Annotated in this window: 20 protein-coding genes; 5 read left to right on the forward strand and 15 right to left on the reverse strand. The window is 48.2% G+C overall.

Features of this window, described 5'->3' with window-relative positions; all coding sequences use genetic code 11:
* Positions 1 to 36: 36 nt before the first annotated feature.
* Complete coding sequence (locus DP091_RS13060; RefSeq protein WP_113058702.1) at positions 37 to 2,142, reverse strand: ABC transporter ATP-binding protein; 2,106 nt, start codon at positions 2,140 to 2,142, stop codon at positions 37 to 39.
* Positions 2,143 to 3,900: an ABC transporter ATP-binding protein gene (locus DP091_RS13065; protein ID WP_113058863.1), complete on the reverse strand. Its 1,758-nt coding sequence runs from the start codon at positions 3,898 to 3,900 to the stop codon at positions 2,143 to 2,145.
* Positions 3,901 to 4,481: 581 nt separating this feature from the next.
* Between DP091_RS13065 and DP091_RS13070 the strand changes: the two genes are divergently transcribed.
* Positions 4,482 to 4,787 (forward strand): HesB/YadR/YfhF family protein, encoded by a 306-nt coding sequence (locus DP091_RS13070; protein ID WP_100537990.1) that lies wholly within the window; start codon positions 4,482 to 4,484, stop codon positions 4,785 to 4,787.
* 46 nt (positions 4,788 to 4,833) lie between these two features.
* A complete protein-coding gene (locus tag DP091_RS13075) occupies positions 4,834 to 5,283 on the forward strand; it encodes an NUDIX domain-containing protein (protein WP_113058703.1) in 450 nt (149 codons plus the stop codon).
* 140 nt (positions 5,284 to 5,423) lie between these two features.
* Here the strand turns inward: DP091_RS13075 and DP091_RS13080 are convergent, their stop codons facing one another.
* A complete protein-coding gene (locus tag DP091_RS13080) occupies positions 5,424 to 5,936 on the reverse strand; it encodes an ADP-heptose synthase (RefSeq protein ID WP_113058704.1) in 513 nt (170 codons plus the stop codon).
* Positions 5,937 to 6,184: 248 nt separating this feature from the next.
* On the opposite strand from DP091_RS13080, the gene DP091_RS13085 reads away from it, so the two are divergent.
* Positions 6,185 to 7,930, forward strand: coding sequence for an ABC transporter ATP-binding protein (locus DP091_RS13085; protein WP_113058705.1), 1,746 nt, complete (start codon positions 6,185 to 6,187; stop codon positions 7,928 to 7,930).
* Between the two features lie 76 nt (positions 7,931 to 8,006).
* Here DP091_RS13085 and DP091_RS13090 read toward each other — a convergent pair whose 3' ends face one another.
* From DP091_RS13090 to DP091_RS13120, 7 genes are all read right to left on the reverse strand, one after another.
* Positions 8,007 to 9,299: a DUF6080 domain-containing protein gene (locus DP091_RS13090; RefSeq protein WP_113058706.1), complete on the reverse strand. Its 1,293-nt coding sequence runs from the start codon at positions 9,297 to 9,299 to the stop codon at positions 8,007 to 8,009.
* Between the two features lie 63 nt (positions 9,300 to 9,362).
* Positions 9,363 to 9,683 carry an EamA family transporter gene (locus DP091_RS13095; protein ID WP_113058707.1) on the reverse strand — a complete coding sequence of 107 codons (321 nt, stop codon included), beginning with the start codon at positions 9,681 to 9,683 and terminating at the stop codon, positions 9,363 to 9,365.
* Positions 9,673 to 10,014 (reverse strand): EamA family transporter, encoded by a 342-nt coding sequence (locus tag DP091_RS13100; protein WP_113058708.1) that lies wholly within the window; start codon positions 10,012 to 10,014, stop codon positions 9,673 to 9,675. The genes DP091_RS13095 and DP091_RS13100 overlap by 11 nt, the downstream gene beginning before the upstream one ends.
* Positions 10,002 to 10,634: an HAD family hydrolase gene (locus DP091_RS13105; protein WP_113058709.1), complete on the reverse strand. Its 633-nt coding sequence runs from the start codon at positions 10,632 to 10,634 to the stop codon at positions 10,002 to 10,004. Before DP091_RS13105 ends, DP091_RS13100 begins: the two co-directional genes overlap by 13 nt.
* Positions 10,635 to 10,663: 29 nt before the next feature.
* Positions 10,664 to 11,590, reverse strand: coding sequence for a decaprenyl-phosphate phosphoribosyltransferase (locus DP091_RS13110; protein WP_181469801.1), 927 nt, complete (start codon positions 11,588 to 11,590; stop codon positions 10,664 to 10,666).
* Positions 11,591 to 11,786: 196 nt separating this feature from the next.
* Complete coding sequence (locus DP091_RS13115; protein ID WP_015736251.1) at positions 11,787 to 12,230, reverse strand: DUF441 domain-containing protein; 444 nt, start codon at positions 12,228 to 12,230, stop codon at positions 11,787 to 11,789.
* A gap of 124 nt (positions 12,231 to 12,354) precedes the next feature.
* The gene (locus tag DP091_RS13120) at positions 12,355 to 13,332 is read right to left on the reverse strand and encodes a YpdA family putative bacillithiol disulfide reductase (protein WP_113058711.1); all 978 of its coding nucleotides are present in this window, start codon (positions 13,330 to 13,332) and stop codon (positions 12,355 to 12,357) included.
* A 215-nt stretch (positions 13,333 to 13,547) separates the two neighbouring features.
* On the opposite strand from DP091_RS13120, the gene DP091_RS13125 reads away from it, so the two are divergent.
* Positions 13,548 to 13,853 (forward strand): DUF2087 domain-containing protein, encoded by a 306-nt coding sequence (locus DP091_RS13125; RefSeq protein WP_113058712.1) that lies wholly within the window; start codon positions 13,548 to 13,550, stop codon positions 13,851 to 13,853.
* 95 nt (positions 13,854 to 13,948) lie between these two features.
* Here DP091_RS13125 and DP091_RS13130 read toward each other — a convergent pair whose 3' ends face one another.
* The 5 genes from DP091_RS13130 to DP091_RS13150 form a co-directional block, all read right to left on the reverse strand.
* A complete protein-coding gene (locus tag DP091_RS13130) occupies positions 13,949 to 14,575 on the reverse strand; it encodes an FMN-dependent NADH-azoreductase (RefSeq protein WP_113058713.1) in 627 nt (208 codons plus the stop codon).
* 79 nt (positions 14,576 to 14,654) lie between these two features.
* Positions 14,655 to 15,503 carry a DUF4097 family beta strand repeat-containing protein gene (locus DP091_RS13135; protein ID WP_181469795.1) on the reverse strand — a complete coding sequence of 283 codons (849 nt, stop codon included), beginning with the start codon at positions 15,501 to 15,503 and terminating at the stop codon, positions 14,655 to 14,657.
* On the reverse strand, positions 15,500 to 16,060 hold the full coding sequence (locus tag DP091_RS13140) for a DUF1700 domain-containing protein (RefSeq protein ID WP_113058715.1): 561 nt from the start codon (positions 16,058 to 16,060) through the stop codon (positions 15,500 to 15,502). Before DP091_RS13140 ends, DP091_RS13135 begins: the two co-directional genes overlap by 4 nt.
* Positions 16,053 to 16,382: a PadR family transcriptional regulator gene (locus DP091_RS13145; protein WP_071220202.1), complete on the reverse strand. Its 330-nt coding sequence runs from the start codon at positions 16,380 to 16,382 to the stop codon at positions 16,053 to 16,055. The genes DP091_RS13140 and DP091_RS13145 overlap by 8 nt, the downstream gene beginning before the upstream one ends.
* A 441-nt stretch (positions 16,383 to 16,823) precedes the next feature.
* Positions 16,824 to 17,063 (reverse strand): hypothetical protein, encoded by a 240-nt coding sequence (locus DP091_RS13150; protein ID WP_006211206.1) that lies wholly within the window; start codon positions 17,061 to 17,063, stop codon positions 16,824 to 16,826.
* A gap of 365 nt (positions 17,064 to 17,428) precedes the next feature.
* Between DP091_RS13150 and DP091_RS13155 the strand changes: the two genes are divergently transcribed.
* Positions 17,429 to 17,740, forward strand: coding sequence for a hypothetical protein (locus DP091_RS13155; protein ID WP_113058716.1), 312 nt, complete (start codon positions 17,429 to 17,431; stop codon positions 17,738 to 17,740).
* Positions 17,741 to 17,747 lie beyond the last annotated feature (7 nt).

Consider the following 17,747-nt stretch of genomic DNA (forward strand, 5'->3'; position numbering starts at 1 on the left):
CTTGTTTAATCCTACATCTGTATAACGAAGCAGGAACTACACATGACCACCGGCCAGCTTGCTGCTGGAGGTGGCAAGCACCGTTTCCTTAGTCTCTGGAATCGAAGCCGTGCTGCCCTGCTGGAGCTGGTACATTTTAAAGTACCTTCCGCCCAGGGCCATCAACTCGTCATGGGAACCCTGCTCCACAATTTCTCCGCGGTGAAGGACCAAAATCTGATCGGCGCTGCGAATCGTGGATAGGCGGTGAGCGATGATAAAGGTCGTGCGCCCACGCTTCAGTACCTCCAGGGCTTCCTGGATTAAGGCTTCCGTCTCCGTATCGATGTTAGCGGTGGCTTCGTCGAGAATCAGTATGGCCGGGTTGAACGCCAAAGCACGGGCAAAGGAGATTAACTGGCGCTGTCCGGCGGACAGCGTGCTGCCTTTCTCTAGTACCGGCTCATCAAAGCCTTGCGGAAGATGAGCGAGCAGTCGGTCGGCCCCGACGTCGCGAAGCGCCTGCTCCACCTGTTCCCGCGTGATCCCAGGGTCACCGAGGCTGACATTCGAAGCAATCGTGCCGGTGAACAGGTACGGGTCTTGCAGCACGATGCCCATATGCTTGCGGAGCCATTGCTTCGGAATATCGGTAACGGGCTGCCCATCAATGGTAATCGTGCCTTTCTGCGGGTCATAGAAACGGAACAGCAGATTGATGATGGAACTTTTGCCGGAGCCGGTATGACCGACAAGCGCCACGGTTTGGCCCTGCTTCGCTTCAAATGTAATGTCTTTTAGCACATAGTCTTTCTTGTATGCGAAGGAGACATTCTGAAACTCCACATTTCCTAAATATCGCGGCATGCTGCCGTCCGTTACTTTTTCGCCCGTTTCATCCATCAGCTCGAATACCCGTTTGGCGGAGACGATGGAGGTATCGAGCGCGGCCAGCTGGTTGACCATGCCCGTAATCGGCTGGAACATGCGGCCAAGCAGATCAACGAAGGCGTAGAGGACGCCGATCGATACGATGCCGGCACCGTTCAATGATGCCGAACCGAAATACCAAAGAACGACCACAAAGGATACGTTGCGCAGCACATTCACCAGATTGTGCGTGGTGAAGGAGTTCAGATTGAGCATTTTGTTCTGATGGGCCATATAGTCCGCATTCAGGGCTTCGAATTCTTCTTGGGTCGCTTTTTGGCGGCGGAATACACGTATGATGGCCATGCCCTGAATGGATTCATTAATGATGGCGTTGATCTCGCTCAGCCGGGAGCGGATGACCGTATTGTATTTGGTCGCGAATTTACGGTACAGGATGGTCCATACAATCAGCATTGGAATAACAAACAAACTGATTAAGCCCAATCTAACGTCCAGAAGGAACAAGGCGACATAGACACCCGTGATATATACGGCACCAGAGCTGAAGTTGGATAATACCGCAACAAACAGGTCCTTTACCGCTTCGGTATCATTGGTTACCCGGGAAACAACTTTGCCTGCCGGTAAATTATCAAAGAAGTTGACGGGCAGCCGCTGAATATGAGCATAAACATCGGTACGCAGCTTCTGAATGACCCGATTGGCTGCCGATTGCAGCCAGTAGGTTCTGCCGAATACCGTAATCATGGAGATCAGCAGACAGATCAGGAACAGGCCGACGAGCTTGTAAATGCTGGGCAGCTCGGGTTTATAAAATTCAAACAGCTGTTCTTTGGTTAATTTGACGGCCGGATATTGGAATTCTTCCGATGCATAGGAAATCGTCAATACACCGTCCTGGAAGGAACGATTTCCTTCCGTTCGGATTACCGGCTCATCAATGAAATAGAAGCTGCGGCCAGCCTGGACGAGGCGTACTTCCTGTCCTCGCGTTTCTCCTTCTTGAAAGCGATCCTCACGTTTATAATAAGTTCCATTATAGGATGCAGCACCTTGGGCCTTCGTCGTCTCATAATAGGGACGCTCGATGCCCAGGATATGCTCGTCGATCATCGTTTTTGCGATGAAGGGCCCAGCAAGCTCTGCGGCAACACCGATGGCCAGCAGAATCAAGGCGGTAATGAAGGTGCCCTTGGCCGTTAAGGCATAGCGGAACAGCCGTTTGGCAATTCCGGATTCATTCGAGATGGTTGTATCGTTTGGAGTCAATTAAGACACCTCCTCGGAGGTCAGATTGTTTTCTACCTGCTGGCGTTCGAATTGCTCGCGGTACCAGCCGCCGAGCTCCAGCAGTTCATCATGGGTTCCCTGCTCCGTGATTCGACCGTCCTCCAGCACTACGATGATATCGGCATGCTGAACGGCCGAGAGTCGGTGCGTGGAGATCAGCGTCGTTTTGCCGGCGCGTTTGCTCCGGATATTATCGATGATTCTGGCTTCCGTCCGGGCATCCACAGCGGACAAGGAATCGTCCAAAATTAAGATTTCAGGGTCGCCGATAAAAGCTCGGGCCAATGAGACCCTTTGTTTTTGTCCGCCCGATAACGCCACTCCTTTTTCGCCGACAATGGTATCCAGGCCATCGGACAGGGTAACCAGATCGCGGTCGAAGGCGGCAGTTGTAATGGCATCCATAATGAGTTCGTCGCTGGCATCCTTTTTGCCGAATTGGATATTCTGACGCACCGTCTTGGAGAACAAAATCTGCTCCTGGGGAACGTATCCGATCCAGCTGTGAAGCTGGTCGGTAGCCAGCATCTTCATGGGGATGTCGGAAATAAGGATTTCGCCGGTTCCGGTAGGGTACTCATGGAGAAGCTGCTTCAGCAGCGTCGATTTACCGCTGCCCGTGCGTCCTACGACGCCGAGCGTCTGGCCTTTTTCCAGTGTAAAGCTAATATTTTTCAAATTATCTATCGTAGAGGTCGGATAACGGAAAGTGACATCCTTGAATTGAATCGTATCCGGAACCTTCACGTCTACAGGGTTCGCGGCGTCGGTAACATCCGGAGGGGTCTTTAAGGTGTCATTGACCCGATCCAGTGAAGCGTTTCCGCGCTGCATAATGTTAATCAATTCTCCGATGGCGAACATCGGCCAAATCATCATCCCGAGGTACATGTTGAACGATACGAGATCTCCGAGCGTGATTTGATTCTGGAACACGAGGTACACCCCGTAGGTTAGACCGATGACGTAGCTGAGACCGATGGAGAAATTGATGGTCGGCTCGAATAAGGCATCCACTTTGGCAACCGCCAGATTTTTGCGATATACGTCATCCGTAATGTCCTGGAATCGCTGCTGATCGGCGCGTTCTTGTACATATGCGCGGACAACGCGCACGCCGGCTACCGACTCCAGAACCTGATCGTTCATGTCTCCGAAGGCATCCTGCGCCAGTGTGTAGCGCTTATGAATGGCTCTTCCGTAAATGACCATGCCAATGGCAATGATCGGCATGGGCAGAATAGCCGCCAGCGTCAGCTGCCAGCTGACAATGAAGCCCATGGCGAAGAGGACGACAATCAGGTATATGGTAGAGTCGGTCATGACGAGCATCCCGAAGCCGGCAGTTGCTGCCACGGAGCGAAGATCATTCGTGGCTTTTGCCATGAGGTCTCCGGTGCGGTTGCGTTCGAAAAACGGCGGAAGCATCCGCAGCAAATGGTTCATGTACCGGGTACGGAGCAGGCGTTCCACGAGGTTCGCTCCTCCAAATAAACGGTGCATCCATATGTAAGTGGCGCAGTATACGACTGCAACGATGCCGAGAATCATGAGCAGGTATTGAACGAGGGAAGCCCACGTTATGGAACTGCTGACGATATCGTCAATGGCGTTTCCGAGCAGAAGCGGCGGCAGTAGCTCAACCAGTCCGCAAAAGATGAGGAGCGCAAGGCCGATCAAGTAACGCTTTTTTTCTTGCTTGAAAAACCAGCCTAAATTTTTAAGTACGGCAAACACATTATCCCTTCCTTTCGTAGGTCGTTCTGGCATCATATCATCCGCAAAAACCAAAAAAAGCACATCATCCGACGACGGACGATATGCTTCATTAATTTTGAACTTATCATACGCACGGTGATCCTGACTTCCGTGCAACGGTTAGCAGCTTCGTTCAGATCATTCTGGCAACGAATGAACGAGGCTTGATGATGAGACAGCACCATTGGGGAGTCGATCCATATTTAATTGTAGGAAATGATGATCAAGATGATCTTGATCCATCGCAAACAGTTTCAACATGTCACTCACCCTTTCTTCGTAATTTACATTTTATTCAAATCGATCTCGTATGGACTGAATTTTATCACCATGAACTGGAATGTGTCAAACTTATTTTTCAGGATCATTCGCAAGATATTCGAGAGTGGAGGTAGGTTAGAACCTTATGTCACTATTTTATTATCAAAATGATTTGTATCCTAACGTACGTATGCGTTATGATAATATTGCAACTAAATATGGATACCGTCCCTAAGATCTCCGGTCATCTAACAGATAGGGGTCAACATATTATGACGTCTAAGGAGGGTGTACGACACATGCAAATTCAAGTCAGCGATCAGGCGGCACGTTGGTACAAGAAGGAACTTGACCTTCAGGCAGGCACGTTCGTTCGCTTCTTTCCACGATATAGCTCAGGCGGAGGCCTCCATCCCGGCTTTTCGCTCGGTATTTCGGTAGAAGAACCAAGAGAAGCGGGACTGACGGAGCGTTCCGAAGAGGTAACATTTTTTATGGAAGAACAGGATCTGTGGTATTTGAAGGGATATACGCTACGCGTGAAATATGAGGAATCCTTGGATGACATTTCGTATATTTATGAAGAAGAGGGCGCAGTAAATTAACCTGATGAGAGACTGCAGCGCCATCTAGGGAAAGGAGGTTCCCAAGATGAGCGTATATCACCGTGATATTCGCCAATACATCGGCAAACGTTCGGTGGTTCGCGTGAAAGCGGCGGTGCTTGTGCTGAACGATAATGGAGAGATTCTGCTCCTGAAACGGCAGAACAAGGACGAGTGGGGACTTCCCATCGGAACCCTGAAGCCCGGCGAAGCTCTTGAAGACACAGCGTCCAGAGAGCTGTGGGAGGAGAGCGGCCTGACAGCGGATGATATGCGACTCTTGGATCTTGTATCGGGTCCGGAGTATATGAAGAAGCAAATTGGTGGAGATGAAGTGTATTATGTGATAGGTGTGTACGAGGCAACCGGTCTGCACAGTGCCATTCATTTGTCCCCTAATACGGAAGTATCTCTTAAATATTTTGATTTTCAAGCATTGCCCGCAATGGATGCGATCACGGTCCGCTTGCTGGACAAGATTAAAAAGAACAGCTGAGGCCAAGTTAGTGGTGGCAGTTTTATACGCTTTAAATTCCCCGCAAGGGGAATTTTTTCGGTCAACATGAGGAGTCCCTGCCCATTCAAAACCGGGGGAAGGGACTCCTTTTGCCATGCGAAGGTGCGTACATATGATCATTATGGCTGCCCGGACAGCGGGACCTCCAATGCGAAGTCAAAATCATCGATATCATATACCTGAACGGGAAGAGCGCTTTCGACGATACGCTGAATCAATTCGTATTGATCAGTCAGTATGGGGGCCTCCGCTCTTTGGGATGCCAGCAGCAGCTCGGTTTCCACAGGATCAAAGGATTCCCCGTAAGGTGCGGTGTCCATGGTGTTCATGACCGAGACCCGGGTAGTTTCACTAACGGGAATGGTAGGACTCTTGGACCAGGGAACCTGCAGGGCACGTTCAATTTTCTTTTTGTTCAGCGGCTCTTCAAAATAGGAAATCAATTCGCCGATTTTTATCTTGACGTGCTGGTCATCAGCACTGCTATTCATGAGATGTTCTTCGGTGGTATGAAGCTCATATAATTCCAAAATAGTTGTGTACGGAATGATGTACTCGACGGGTTTCGGCGGAACTAACAGCTGACCGTAAATAGCCAGCATGACGGCCTCCGTCACGAAAATTCTGGTCATGACTAAATCCTCCTGCAAGACATGATACAATTCATAAGTTTAGAACTAATAAAGCATTGAAGTTCATAAATGTCAACTGCTCTTCGCCTAACTACCGCGTGGATCTTACTTAACAATAACGTCCTTCGACGTACTTTCACAGAAGACAGTCCGCGGGTTAATGGTATTTTTCTTGCGATTATTGAATGGATTCAGCCTCGCAGAAAACTCGTAAATTCTATAATCTAAGAAAGGGGCTTAAATCACCTTTGAAATCATGGAAAATCTATTATCCGTTTGTTAAGCCATACATGAAGTGGATCATTCTGACCCTTATTATCGGCATGATCAAATTTGCAATCCCGTTATTGCTGCCCATGATCATGAAATATGTCGTGGATGATCTGCTGATCAACCAGCAGATGACGATCGAACAGAAGATTCAGGATCTGATGTGGATTCTTGCCGGGACGCTGGTGCTGTTTGTCGTCGTGCGTGGTCCGGTGGAATACTTGCGGCAGTATTTTGCCCAATTCATTACCAGCCGTATTTTATTCGATATGCGTAACCGGTTATATGCCCATCTGCAGCGGTTATCCCTCCGTTACTATCAGAATACCAAGGTAGGCGAGGCGATATCGCGCTTTATCAATGACGTGGAGCAATCCAAGAACCTGGTGGAAGTCGGTATGATGAACATCTGGCTGGATATGTTTACACTACTGTTCGTATTAATTGTTATGTTCTTCATGAATCCCGTCTTGACGCTGGTTGCCATCTCGATTCTTCCTCTATATGGACTAGCGGTGAATTTGTTGTATAAGCGGCTTAAACGTCTGACTAAGGACCGGTCGCAGGCTCTCGCCGGCATCCAGGCGTATCTGCATGAACGGATTCAGGGGATCTCGGTTATCCGCAGTTTTACTCTGGAGCGTTACGACCAGAAGAAATTCGAAGGGATCAACGGCAATTTCCTGAAAAAAGCGATGGCCCAGACCCGCTGGAATGCGCTCACCTTTTCCATTATCAACACGCTCACCGATATTGCGCCTATTCTGGTTATCGGTTATGGGGGATACCGGGTGATCCAGGGAGATCTGACATTAGGTACGTTTGTTGCCTTCTTTGGTTATCTCGACAGGCTGTATGCGCCCCTTCGCCGTCTGATCAATTCGTCAACGGTGCTAACGCAGGCTTCAGCGTCGCTGGAGCGGGTCAAGGAGCTCATGGACGAGCCGTATGACATTGTGGACCGTCCGGATGCCAAAACGCTTAAAACAGCGGGACAGATCGAATTCGACCGTGTCTCCTTCAAATACAACGACGCTGCCGGTTGGGTGCTTCAAGATATAAACTTAACCATTCGGCAGGGGCAGACGGTTGCGTTTGTCGGCATGAGCGGCGGCGGTAAATCGTCTCTGATCGGACTGATTCCGAGATTCTATGATGTAGAGCAGGGCGCGGTGAAGATTAACGGTCACGACGTCAGAGATTTGACGCTGGACAGCCTGCGCGGATCGGTGGGCATGGTCCTGCAGGACAACTTCCTATTCAGCGGCACTGTCCGTGAGAATATTCTGTTCGGCAATCCGGAGGCGGATGAAGAGAGAATCGTCGCTGCTGCCAAAGCTGCCAATGCGCATGATTTCATTACCCAGCTGCCGCAAGGCTATGAGACGGAAGTGGGTGAACGCGGCGTCAAGCTCTCTGGCGGACAGAAGCAGAGACTGGCGATCGCTCGCGTCTTCCTCAAGGATCCGGACATTCTGGTGCTGGATGAAGCGACGTCGGCGCTGGATTTGGAATCCGAGCATCTGATACAGCAGGCACTGCAATCCCTGTCCAACAATCGCACCACATTGATCGTGGCCCATCGCCTGTCTACGATTACGCACGCCGATCAAATCGTTGTGCTGGAGAATGGCAGAATTACAGAGCAGGGAACGCACGGCGAGCTGATGAATCTGGATGGAAGTTATGCCAGACTGTATAACGTGCAGCATCTGGAGAGTTAATACGAAAGACCCGTCCTTCTGAGGCATGGTACTGGGCCATGCTTCAGGGGACGGGTCTTTATTTTAGGATAAAGGTTTATTTCCCGATATCCTTGAACACCGTGTCATAAGTCATCTGAATATATTCCAGCGTCTGCCCGTGCAATACCATATTGTTCACTATGGTGATCAGCAGGAACAGAATCATAATGCCGGTCAGAGCTTGTCGAATCCGGAGGTTCTTCGTTTTGGCAATAAACAGTGCTGCAAGCACAAACACGGCAAACAGATAATGTCCTGCGTACAAGTACAGATCGTAATTGTAAGTAGCCAAGCCGAACCCAACGATGATGTGCAGCAGAATCGCGAACAGGATATAGATGGCATATGCCCAGGTATCGCGGGAGCGGATGCCCTTCATGAAGGACAGAATCGCAAGAATAAGCATTCCGATCCCGACGATATGGACATGAATCGGATACGGCTTGGCCAAATTCGTCACGAATGCCGCGATCCCCGGATCAATCATGGCAAGCTCCGGCGACAGGATCGGGCTTACAAACAGCATGTAGAAGACCCGGGAATGGTGCTCAAGGGAAAAGGGAGAAACATAGCTGAGCGCACCGTTCTGTACGCTTGAAAACACGTTGGCGATCCATGACTTACCTGAGAACAGTAAGTGTTGAAGCAAGGTTACGATAATCACCATTCCCAGAAAAACCAGCATAATGAGAATGAACCGTTTAAAGGCATCCTTCCAGCGTCGATCGAACAGGCTGATCAGGAGCGCACCTGCGAACGTTGCCACATTCGTAGACGTGATGCCGAAATTAATCAGGGCCAGGGAGGCATTCGGTATGACGGCATATCGATTCGTAAGCCGGCAATAGTGCAAGTAAGCGGCTGATAAGATGATCATGAACTGCGCATAAGCATAGGAATCCGGTATGAACGCCGTGAACAGCGTATAAGAGCTAATACCGAAGAAAGCCGCCGTTACGAAGGACAACAGCCAGCCGGCTCCGCTTCTTCGGACGATATAGTAGACCAGCGCAGCGCTAAAGGCATTCAAGACCGATTGAATCAGAAGATAAGGGAGGTTCGTGCTCCCGATCATCGTCGTTAACGGACTGGTCAGGAAATTAATGAACGGATGGATGATCGAGACATTCTCCGGTCCATATTCCATGGAAGGATCGAAGTTGAACAGATTCAATGTGAAAGGCGCGCCATAGAACGGGCTGTGCGGCATCAACTCGGCTGCATGATCCTTGATATAGGTCACGAACGGAAGGTTCATGAACACATACCACAGAGCAAGACAGATACTTAGGCCGAGCGCCGTGTAATTATCTTTTTTATGTCGGAATAAATAACTGAAAAAAGTCATGTTTTTCGCTCCACCAATCTTTCCATTATATATGTACCGTGAATAGGCTTAAGCTGTGTTCGCTTACCAGATCAGCAGAAGCAATCCGGAAAGAATAAAAGCGACGCCGGCAATCTTGCGGATCCCGATGGTTTCCTTGAATACCCATTTGGCAAACAACAAGGCCCACAGGAACGTCAGTGCATTGGCAGGCATAACCAGCGTATAGGGAAGCTCACCCAGAAGGTAGATGTTTAACAAGGCTCCCAATCCGTAACTAAGAAAACCGATCAGCAGCAGCTTGATTTGTTTGTTTGCGGTGTACCCTTTGAAGAATACACTGCCCAGCGAGCCGAGCAAAGTCATCAGGAGCAGGAGCAAGTACAGGAACCCGTCATTTTTCATAGGACGTTAAGGTCACCCCGATTCCAAGCAGGGCTACGGCTGCCAGTTTTTGCAGGGTTAACGGTTCATCCAGAAAAAAATCACCATAAAACAGAGCCACAATATAGCTGATGCACATTAGGGGATAAGCAACGGACAGCTTCTCCAATGAAAATGATTTGATCATGAGTATGGCCCCGAGGCCGTAACAGATAAAGCCGATTCCCATGTAGAGCAAGTTGGCGTGTCCCCATTTCCAGAACAGCTGGCCGGTAGCCGTCAAAAAAGCCGATAAGACCATGAACAGCTTGCCCAAGTGGCGCGGGGCGCTCCGCGCTTTTATCTGTTCCATGTTAATCCCTCGCATCCCTGAGCGGATTTATGATTGATCAAATATTTATGTTTGACGAGCCCGAACATCGGGAGGTCGGACAAGGAGTCGGAGTAAGCGCAGGAAGCTGCATAGTCAATGGTCAATTGCCGCTCGTTCAAGTACTGCTGAATCCGGTTCACTTTTTCCTCCCCCTTACAATTGTTCCCTTCGATCATCGATGTAAAGCGTCCGTCCCGTACGGAGAGCTTGGTAGCGATTACCTTGTCGACACAAGGAAGCTCTTCAAAGTATCTCATGTAAGCATCGGGGGACGCGGTTACAAGAAGCACATGATAGTCCTCGTTTTTTTTACGCTGCATTTCCTTCAGCGCAGCCGGGAAGATCGCAGGTTTCAATTCCGTTTCGTAAAAATGCTTCAGGTCGGCATCATTCATATGGCGCATCGCATGAAAATAAGCGCTCTTTGCTTTTTCTGCTCCCAGAAGACGGAGCTTGTACAGCACGGAGTGAAGCACGACTTTCAGAATGACGGGGGCCGTGGACGGTTTTTTTCGTATGCCATACTTTAAAAATTGAAACATGGAGTCCGTATGGATGACCGTTTTGTCGATGTCAAAGATTGCGAATTTTTGATTCATATCATTTCCCTCAATTTACCGATTCTGTATTATTCAAAGTATACCAAAATTCCGACAACGCTGATGACATAAAGGATCACGGTGACCAGGATGTGAGCGTCCTCCAGGAGCACACGGTCCGGAGCCCCGCCTTTTTTCTCGATGTGAATCAGATAAAGATAGCGGAACATTCCGTAAATAACGAGCGGTATGGTCCACATGAGATGAACGGTTCTGCCGGACGTAAAGGTAAACAGCGAATAACTGATGATGGTTGCTGTGGTGACAATGCTGCTCATCTGGTCCAACAGATCGAACGAATATTGATCGAGCACCTTGCGGTGAGAGCCTTTGTCATGCTGCAGCAGATGAAGCTCATGTCGTCTCTTGCCGATCGCCAGGAAGAGCGATAACAGCATCGTACAGAGAAGAAACCATGGCGTGAACGGGACGTGTATGACCAGTCCGCCGGCAATGGCGCGCAGCACAAACCCGGCCGCGATAATCATGATGTCTATGATGACAATATGCTTCAGACGGAAGGAATAAGCTACGTTCATGGCAAAATAGAGCACCAATAATACGGTAAACAGCGGATTGAGCAAATAAGATATGACCAGCGAAGCGACCAGCAGCAGCGCGCCGAATCCAATAGCCAGCTTAGGAGGAAGAGCTCCCGAGGCCATCGGTCGGTATTTTTTCACCGGATGATTGCGATCCGCTTCGCGATCGGCATAATCGTTCACAATGTAGACGCAGCCGGACACGAAGGACAACAGAAAAAAACCGATCAGGGTGTCGAAGAGCACGCCGGGATTTACCACTTCAAAAGAGAAGAGGGGGGCTGCAAATATGAGCAGGTTTTTGGTCCATTGCTTTGGCCTCAGCTGCCTGAAGAGCAGCATGGGAAGCTGTTTAAGCGGAGCAGCGACCGATTCGGTATTCGTTGAAGACAATGGTGTTACCTCCTGATACATCATATTTCATAAGGGATTACGGGAAATAGCGCTAAAACACGATAGCTATCATACCATAAAATAGACTATATATGGTAATGATCCGTTTATTGCGTAGCTTACATATAGAACAAATAAACCTCCCCAAGCGTTCACGAACCGACAGGGAGGTTATTGTTCTGCTTATTAACTGTAAAAAAAAGCTGCACTCGGTTCCTCATGATTTGCCGATCAGCAGGGACAGCAGACCGGCCGCAATGAGCGGCCCGACGGGTACGCCTCGGAACAGGGCTACCCCAAGCACCGTGCCCACGAGAAGACCCGCAACCACGGTGGGATTGCTTCCCATCAGCGTGGCCCCCCGGCCGCCCAGATATGCGACAAGCATGCCGACGGCGATGGCCAACAGCGATTTCCAGTTCAGGAATGATTCGCCGATCGTTTGCAGACTCATCTTTCCGCTGGCCAGCGGTGACATGACACCTATGGTGAGAATGATAATGCCGAGTGTCAGTCCGTATTTCTCCAGCCACGGGAATGCTTGCTGAAAGCCGGTTACGCGGATGAGAAGCAGCGCCAGCATCGCAATGGTCACGGCAGAGTTGCTGCTGATAATACCAAGTCCCGCCATAGCCAGCAGGATGAGTGAAGTTACGTCCATGGAAATCACTCCTTATGTTTAAGATATCAGAAAGTTTAGACTACGAAGCGTATACCTTCCTGATATCGTAAGAAAAACATCATAAAAACCGGCCTGTCCTCAGGGAATGCACGGCGTTTATCGTTTAAGCGTTCGAAGCCAGATGCTCGGCAATCAGGCGACCGTGTAATCTGCCTGTCTCAATGAACACCTCATTGGCGTTGCGGCCGGATGCAATGACGCCTGCGACATAGAGCCCCGGAACGTTGGTCTCCATCGTATCCGGATTATAAAGCGGCTTCTCCATGTCTTCATTCAGTTCAACGCCGGAGGAAGCAAGCAGCTTGCGGTCAGGATGGAATCCGGTCAATGCCAAAACAAAATCATTCTCAATGATCGTTTCCTGGCCTTGATTCGAAAGAACGGTAATGGAAGACTCCGCGATTTGTACGACACGCGAGTTCAGGTGAAGCTGGATATGTCCTTTTTGCACCATGCTGTCAAACAGAGGACGTACCCAAGGTTTGATGTTTTGTGAAACTTCCTCACCCCGGTATACCATCGTCACCTCGGCTCCGACACGGATAAGCTCCATGGCAGCATCCACGGCGGAATTACTGCCGCCGATAATCGCGGTTTTCATTCCTGCATATGGATGGGCTTCCCGGAAATAATGGGTTACTTTCTCCAAGTCTTCTCCGGGAATGCCAATATAATTCGGATGATCAAAATAACCCGTAGCAATGACTACGTGTTTAGCTTCTCGTATGGACTCTACACCACCGCGGCGCTGGGTCTTCACCTGAAAGCTCCCGTCGGGCTGCTTGGTTATGGTGAGTGCTTCTTCGTATGGGGAGATTTTCAGATTAAAGTGTCTGGCAACTCTGCGATAATAGGCCAGCGCCTCGTGCCGAAACGGTTTATCATTCGATATGGCGAACGGAACATCTCCGATTTCAAGCATTTCAGCCGTACTGAAAAACTGCATATGTGTTGGATAGAGATAAATGGAATGAACTACATTGTGTTTATCGATGATCTCGCAGCTGAGGCCCTGGTTGCGGCATTCAATGGCAGCTGAGAGACCGCATGGGCCTGCGCCGATAATTAAGACGTCGAGCATGGTGAACCTCCTTATGTATTAACCTAACGTTTAGATCAGCATAATAATCCTACAGCAAATAAGAGGATAAATCCAGATTTGGCGGTGTGGAGCCTGGCTGAATGGCCTTCAAGCATAAAGGATTTGACAAAAACATCTAATTTGATTATCATCTAATTAGATAGTCATTAAATTTAATGCTTGTAATCTTTGGATAGGAGGGAGGAAGAAAAAAGATGGAAACGACTGCTAGCGAAGCCTATAAAACATCCGTTCTCCGAAATTTTCTGACGAAAGAAGGAACGCTGCGTTCCATTCCGGCCCAGTACAAGAAGAAACTCGTCATATTGGAATACCTGGTAGAGCAGCTTGAAGCAGGGAAGGAGTATCCGGAAAAGGATATCAATTCGTTTATCAAGCATTATCATGCGGATTATGCGACCATTCGCCGGGAATTTATCATTCATCAATATATGAGCCGTGATCATGAAATCTATATACGTAACCCGCGCGAGTTATGGACCCAATGGGAAAAGGTTTAAATGGATTATCACAAAAAGCCACCTTTCACTGCCTAAGACAGTTGAGGGTGGCTTTTGTATATAACGTCCAGTGTTATTGTTACGTATAAGTTCGATTAGAAACCGGCAGCTGCCTTTTTAACGAGCTCAAGACCGTTCTGAACGATCATTTCTGCTTCATTAGGGAATTGGTTGTGGCCTTCGATGATCAGGGTTTCGATATCCTGTACGCCCCATTGACGAAGATTGCCCATCACGAAGTTAACGGCCATCTCAGCCGCAGCCATAGGTCCTTCGGAATAGTTACCGCCGCGCGCATTCAGGATGACGACTTTTTTGCCAGTCACGAGACCTACAACGCCTTGAGGGGTATATTTGAACGTTTTGCCTGCTTGGTTCAGGTAGTCGATATAGGTATGGAGAACGGCAGGTACGGTCATGTTCCACAATGGGAAAGCAAGCACGATTTTGTCTGCTGCAAGAAACTGGTCAAGATATTTGCTCACATTCGAAGCAGCCGCCTGCTCTTCCGGCGTAGCTTCCAATCCTTGGGCAGCTTTAAACATGCCGTTGATGGCAGTGCTATCATAATAAGGAAGATTCTCTGCAAAAAGGTCAAGCTCCGTGATTTGGTCTTCCGGATGGCTTGCTTTGAAGGACTCCAAAAACGCATGGTACATTTTTACGCTGACCGATTGTTCGATGGCTCTGTTGTTTGCTTTGATGAATAGTACATTAGACATGTATGGAAACAGCTCCTTGTTGTTAGTTTTACTTTATAAAGTATAGTATATTTCATTTTTATCGTTTGTCAACAACGTCTTAATGTACGATATCGATATTACCGGAGTACGTTTCCACTTGGATGGTATCGGTTGTTTCTTTCAGTGACTCCGGCGCCGAGACGGATCCCGACAGTGTCTTGAGGTCATAGAAACCGCGGAATGACGGGTCAGGCTGCACTTTTACGTTGCCGGATCTGCAGAGGATATTAACCGATGAAACGCCAAGCAATCCTACGTTTACGTTACCTGAGGTGACCTCGATGTCCAAGGGACCTTCCATATTTTTCAGCACGACATTTCCCGAATGATTGACGAGCCGGGTGGATGCCCGAATGTCAGAACCGCGAATACTTCCCGAAACGTTCTCAACGCTTAACTGCTCGGCTTGTATTCCGCTCATGTTAATGTTGCCTGACTTCACGGAGATGTCAACCACCTTGGAGGAAGCTCCGCTTACCTGGATGTTATCGGAGAGCGTCGACAAATCGAGTTCGTCCAGCTGCGTGCTTGATGGAAGCACGATGGTCAGTTTTCCTTTGGGTGAATGTAAGTCCACGCTCATCAACTGGAAAGTCGAAGGTGTAGTCAGATCCAATTCCACCTCAGGGCCTGATGGACTAAAGTTTTTAAGAATATCGACATGCTCCGGTTTTAATTTGCCGTCAAACGCGATATATCCGCTGGAATCGCCGCTGTCCTCAAACGCGAAGCTGATATTCATATTGCTGGCAATCGTTAATTTCTTCAAGTTTACGGCATCCTGCAGATTCCATCGATTCTGATAGCTGACAAGCTCTTCACCGAATTTAAACTTGTTCGCAGCCATGCCGATGATTCCTACCAATATTAATGCGATTGCTAAACTGAACGACCATTTTCTGTTCACTGTGCGTCACGTCCCTTCAACAAACGCGTATTCCATCTGGAGTACCTCAAGGTTAACGATAACAATCCAACCATGGCCGAGCGCGTAGCATATCCGAGGAAGATGCCGATTCCGACCAAAGTAATGGATAAGAATAATTTGGCCGGATAGAACGTTCCGTTTACGATATATTCAAGCAGAACGAGCACCGGGCTCAGCAAGGTTGCCAGGGCTCCGAGAGCAATAGCGACGCCTCCGGACCATAATGCGGCAAGGAAGGGGACTGCCACCAATGCACAGAAAAACAAACCGACTCCTGCCGCATATTTTCCAATAGAAGACGGTCTTCGGATCGCTGCCGGAGCAGGCATTTCCATATCCACATACCGGTCGCCTAACGCTTCCTTAGCCATTTCAAAAGGATCTCCCAGCTCACGTGCGATTTCCTCTTCGGTTCGTCCATTCTGCATGCCAATGACAAAATGGGACGCCACATCATGAATGAATTCCCTCCGCTCGTCGGGAGGAAGCGCAGCAAGACGCGATTCCAAAATTGAAATAAACTGTTTTTTAGTCATACAAATTTCCTTCCTCTATCAGATTGGTCACATTGCCCACAAAAGCTTGCCATTCCTTTACCAAGGCTCTCATATAAATCACTCCGCTGGGCGTCAGCTTATAATATTTACGGGGCGGACCCTCGGTTGATTCCTGGAGGTACGTCGTACAATAGCCTTCATTAACAAGTCGGCGAAGGAGAGGGTACAACGCCCCTTCGGCTACCTCAATATGCCTCGATACCGCTTGGGCTAACTCGTAGCCATACTGGTCCTTGCGATGGATTAACACAAGCACGCAGAGTTCAAGAACGCCTTTTTTGAATTGAATACTGACATTCATACGGCAGATACCTCCTTTCATAAGTTCGTGTTCATGCTGTAAACATGAGGTAGTGAATAATATTCAGTAGTGATCTACAATAAGATATCACTAAGTACTGATTAATGCAAGATACTGATTATAAAATGGGTTTGTTACCAGAACATCGTCGAATCATAAGAAGCTTTGTTGAACGTAAGAAAGTCTCGTTTAATCTTGAAAAGGCACGGTTAATAGAAGTTATCAGAACATAGGGTCGTTTTTCCAAGATAAGAATGGAGGGATGAACAGTATGTCCATCGATCGGTTTATATTAAAAAAATTGGACAGTTGCCAGGAGATTACAACGCGGAGAAATCTCGTAAAACTGTTTCAAATCCGAATTCAGAGAGCGCAGATATCCGAGAATCGGCATTACGGGTTATAATGGAGTTAAACAAAAAAAAGGGCTATCCCTCTTTTTTAAAAGAGAGATAGCGCAAGAGAGTCGTTTTCGCTTTTGCTGTGAAGAATTGCCTCGGATCCCTCGATTTCAATGCTGATCAGGGAGTTGAGGCATTTTTGCAGCGCCTTTTTGCCGGTTTGAATTTTATGGTCAAGCGCGCTGGTTAGCAGTTTTAATACTTTCTGTACCGGCTGCTTGCTATCCGTTGTAAAGTATACGGGAACCGGTTTATTTTGGAACATGATAAGTGTTTTCATATCAATCACCTCACGAAAGATTTTTCATGATATTTGCATTATAAATTGCCAATCTTAAAATAACCTTAAATTCATAGAATTAATCAGCATCATTTTTCAGAGCGTGACATTTTTGTGAACGACGTTATTTTACCGACGATAAACCCGGATTTACCCTATAATTAATATATAAATAGTCCCTCAGGACTAACAAACCAGCACGGAAAATAGGAAATAGGAAATATGACACAAATTGACAGAACTGACCCTGGGGTGATATTATTACAATAATGTAACTATTTTTTGTAACTATTGAAATAGGTGATTGGACTTTGCATATGGAATAAACATAAGGATTACCATGTTTGGGAAGGCAGGTTGGCCAGATGATACTCACCGTGATCAGCGGTCGAAATGAAGATGATTGGTTTGATATCGACGTACCCGATGAATGCTCCATTGAACGGTTGAATGAGCTGCTGGGGCTACGTCTTTTTCGTGAACCCTCGGGTGAAGGGATTCAATATATATTAGAAGCAAAGTTCCCGGAAGGCATGTGGTTTACGGTAGGCGCCCATTCTAACCTCGTTGAAGCGGGACTTAGGGAAGGCTCTTATATACGTTTGCAACGGGCATTCTCAACAACCACCGAGGAAGCTCCTGTCTATGGCAGAAGATCGTTGTTTCAAGAAAGCTGAGATTGGG

The organism is Paenibacillus sp. MDMC362 (genome assembly GCF_003269305.1).
Taxonomy (GTDB): Bacteria; Bacillota; Bacilli; order Paenibacillales; family Paenibacillaceae; genus Paenibacillus_AQ.

What these genes read in the sequence shown, in the direction of transcription:
- DP091_RS13120 (WP_113058711.1), bottom strand. Translation starts at nt 13,332, where the DNA reads ATGCTCGACGTCTTAATTATCGGCGCAGGCCCATGCGGTCTCTCAGCT.
- DP091_RS13150 (WP_006211206.1), bottom strand. Translation starts at nt 17,063, where the DNA reads ATGAAAACACTTATCATGTTCCAAAATAAACCGGTTCCCGTATACTTT.
- DP091_RS13070 (WP_100537990.1), top strand. Translation starts at nt 4,482, where the DNA reads ATGCAAATTCAAGTCAGCGATCAGGCGGCACGTTGGTACAAGAAGGAA.
- DP091_RS13145 (WP_071220202.1), bottom strand. Translation starts at nt 16,382, where the DNA reads ATGAATGTCAGTATTCAATTCAAAAAAGGCGTTCTTGAACTCTGCGTG.
- DP091_RS13080 (WP_113058704.1), bottom strand. Translation starts at nt 5,936, where the DNA reads ATGACCAGAATTTTCGTGACGGAGGCCGTCATGCTGGCTATTTACGGT.
- DP091_RS13095 (WP_113058707.1), bottom strand. Translation starts at nt 9,683, where the DNA reads ATGAAAAATGACGGGTTCCTGTACTTGCTCCTGCTCCTGATGACTTTG.
- DP091_RS13125 (WP_113058712.1), top strand. Translation starts at nt 13,548, where the DNA reads ATGGAAACGACTGCTAGCGAAGCCTATAAAACATCCGTTCTCCGAAAT.
- DP091_RS13090 (WP_113058706.1), bottom strand. Translation starts at nt 9,299, where the DNA reads ATGACTTTTTTCAGTTATTTATTCCGACATAAAAAAGATAATTACACG.
- DP091_RS13140 (WP_113058715.1), bottom strand. Translation starts at nt 16,060, where the DNA reads ATGACTAAAAAACAGTTTATTTCAATTTTGGAATCGCGTCTTGCTGCG.
- DP091_RS13075 (WP_113058703.1), top strand. Translation starts at nt 4,834, where the DNA reads ATGAGCGTATATCACCGTGATATTCGCCAATACATCGGCAAACGTTCG.
- DP091_RS13110 (WP_181469801.1), bottom strand. Translation starts at nt 11,590, where the DNA reads ATGTATCAGGAGGTAACACCATTGTCTTCAACGAATACCGAATCGGTC.
- DP091_RS13130 (WP_113058713.1), bottom strand. Translation starts at nt 14,575, where the DNA reads ATGTCTAATGTACTATTCATCAAAGCAAACAACAGAGCCATCGAACAA.
- DP091_RS13100 (WP_113058708.1), bottom strand. Translation starts at nt 10,014, where the DNA reads ATGGAACAGATAAAAGCGCGGAGCGCCCCGCGCCACTTGGGCAAGCTG.
- DP091_RS13115 (WP_015736251.1), bottom strand. Translation starts at nt 12,230, where the DNA reads ATGGACGTAACTTCACTCATCCTGCTGGCTATGGCGGGACTTGGTATT.
- DP091_RS13155 (WP_113058716.1), top strand. Translation starts at nt 17,429, where the DNA reads ATGATACTCACCGTGATCAGCGGTCGAAATGAAGATGATTGGTTTGAT.
- DP091_RS13105 (WP_113058709.1), bottom strand. Translation starts at nt 10,634, where the DNA reads ATGAATCAAAAATTCGCAATCTTTGACATCGACAAAACGGTCATCCAT.